This is a genomic window from Mycobacteriales bacterium, assembly GCA_035550055.1.
GTDB lineage: Bacteria > Actinomycetota > Actinomycetes > JAFAQI01 > JAFAQI01 > DASZTV01.
Genome location: DASZRO010000016.1, coordinates 1 through 1,956 on the forward strand (window position 1 = coordinate 1; position 1,956 = coordinate 1,956).

Annotated in this window: 3 protein-coding genes; all 3 read right to left on the bottom strand. The window is 71.5% G+C overall.

Annotated elements, in window-relative coordinates; translation table 11 throughout:
* The coding region (locus VG899_02080; GenBank protein HWA65143.1) for a nitroreductase family protein at window positions 1-399 on the bottom strand (399 nt) is incomplete at its 3' end.
* A 34-nt stretch (window positions 400-433) separates the two neighbouring features.
* The gene (locus VG899_02085; GenBank protein ID HWA65144.1) at window positions 434-925 is read right to left on the bottom strand and encodes a methylated-DNA--[protein]-cysteine S-methyltransferase; all 492 of its coding nucleotides are present in this window, start codon (window positions 923-925) and stop codon (window positions 434-436) included.
* Window positions 922-1,956, bottom strand: a 1,035-nt coding sequence (locus VG899_02090) for an AlkA N-terminal domain-containing protein (protein HWA65145.1), incomplete at its 5' end; no start/stop codon positions are given. The genes VG899_02085 and VG899_02090, both read right to left, overlap by 4 nt.

The window sequence follows — 1,956 nt, forward strand, 5'->3', positions numbered from 1 at the left end:
GAGCAGCATCAGCAACGCGACCATTCCGGTGTCGACGTGCCAGTACGGCACGGTCCATCGTGCTTCGTCGCGATCGGTCCACCCTTTGTCCTCGCGCGCGTACCGATCGAGATAGGCCCGTTTGCACGACAGGGTCACCGCGACCACGGGCGCTCGCCCGACGCCGGCCCGTGTGGTCGGTGACCAGCTGGCAGCGGTCTGGTCGATCGCGGTGGCATCCCAGAACATCTGCCGGTCTGCTTCCTCAGTGAGCATCAGCAACGCGTAGCCCTGCGCGAAGCCCGCCGAGGGTGCGCGCAGCCCGGCGGCAACGATCCGCTCGACCGCGGCGGGATCGATCGGCCGTCCGTCGAAGTGCCGCACCATCCGGCGGCGCCGCAACACCTCGCTGAGGTCCATCTCGCATTCCTACTCGAAGCGCGGGCGCCGCCCGTCAGGCGGTGGCGTGACGGCGCTCGTGCTCCAACAGCCAGCGCTTGCGGTCCAAGCCGTAGTAGTAGCCACCGAGGGCGCCCCCGGTTCGCAGGATGCGGTGGCACGGCACGATCGGCGCGATCAGGTTCCGCGCGCAAGCGCTTCCCGCGGCACGCACCGCGCGCGGCTGGCCGGCGCGCTCCGCGAGCTCGGAGTAGTTGATCGTCTCGCCGGCGGGCACTTCGCGCATCACCTTCCAGGCCAGCTGGAAGAACCCGCTGCCGGGCTGCTCGACCGCGAGGTCGTCCAGTGCCGTGACCTCGCCGGCGACGTAGCGCTTGACGGACTTCGACAGCTGGCCGAGGTCGCGCTTGGTCCTCACCGGCCGGTCACCGACGCGAAGTGCCATCGTCTCAACGCTCGCGAATCCGGCTGCGACCACGACACCGTCGCGCGCGATCAGGGTCAGGTCGCCGACCGGCGTCGCGATCGTGGTCGCATCGAGGTTCATCGGGTCTCCTCCGTGAGGTAGTCGGTCCAAAGGTGCATGGCGGCGTAGGCCCGCCAGGGTCGCCATCGGTCGGTGTGAGACGCGCTTACGCGTCGCTGAAGCACCAGATCGCTCGCCGGGTAGGCGTCCGGGTCGGCGAGTGCGCGCATCGCGACGTACTCCGCGGTCCACGGCCCGACGCCGGGCAGCGCGAGCAGCTGGTGACGGGTGGCGTCCCGGTCCGCGGTCGGGTCGAGGGTCAACGCGCCTGCGGCGTGCGCGGCGGCGGCGGCTCGGATGGTTCGCCGCCGTGCCGCGGTGAGCCCCACTCCCTCGAAGGACGCCTCGGCCAGGACCTCCGCGGTCGGAAACCGGTGCGTGAGGGTGCCGGTCGGCGAGTCGAGCGGCTTTCCGTAGGTCTGCACGAGCCGGCTTGCGAACGTGTGCGCGGCGCGCAGCGAGACCTGTTGTGCCAGCACTGTACGGATCAGAAGCTCGAAGCCGTCCGTGGCTCCGGGCACCCGCAATCCGGGTCGCGCTCGCACCATCGGGGCGAGCATCTTGTCGCGGCCGAGCAGCTCGTCGACCGCCAGCGGATCGGCGTCCGCATCGACCAGTCGGCGGCAGCGGGTGACGGCGTCGGGCAGGGCGCGTACGTCGTCGACCGCGGTGGTGAGCGTCACCCCGTCGGGCTCGATGCGCAGGGACGCGACCGCGCCGCCCGGCAAAATGCGCCGGTAGACGTTGCCGTCGAGGTCTTCCAGGCCAGCCACCAGATGCCGACCCAGCCATCCGACGAGCGCGGCTGCGGCGTACGGCTGACGGACCGCGAGGCGCAGCGTGAGCGCACCGTTGCCCGGGACGTCACGCACCGGGCGGCGCCGCAGCTCACGCGGCGGCACCCCGAAGTGCTCGCGCATCGTGTCGTTGAACTGACGCAGGCTGGCGAAGCCTGCCGCGAACGCGATCTCACCGACCGGGAGCTCGGTCGCATCGAGCAGCAGGCGGGCGGTCTGGGCGCGTCGCGTGCGAGCCAGCGCGAGCGGGCCGGC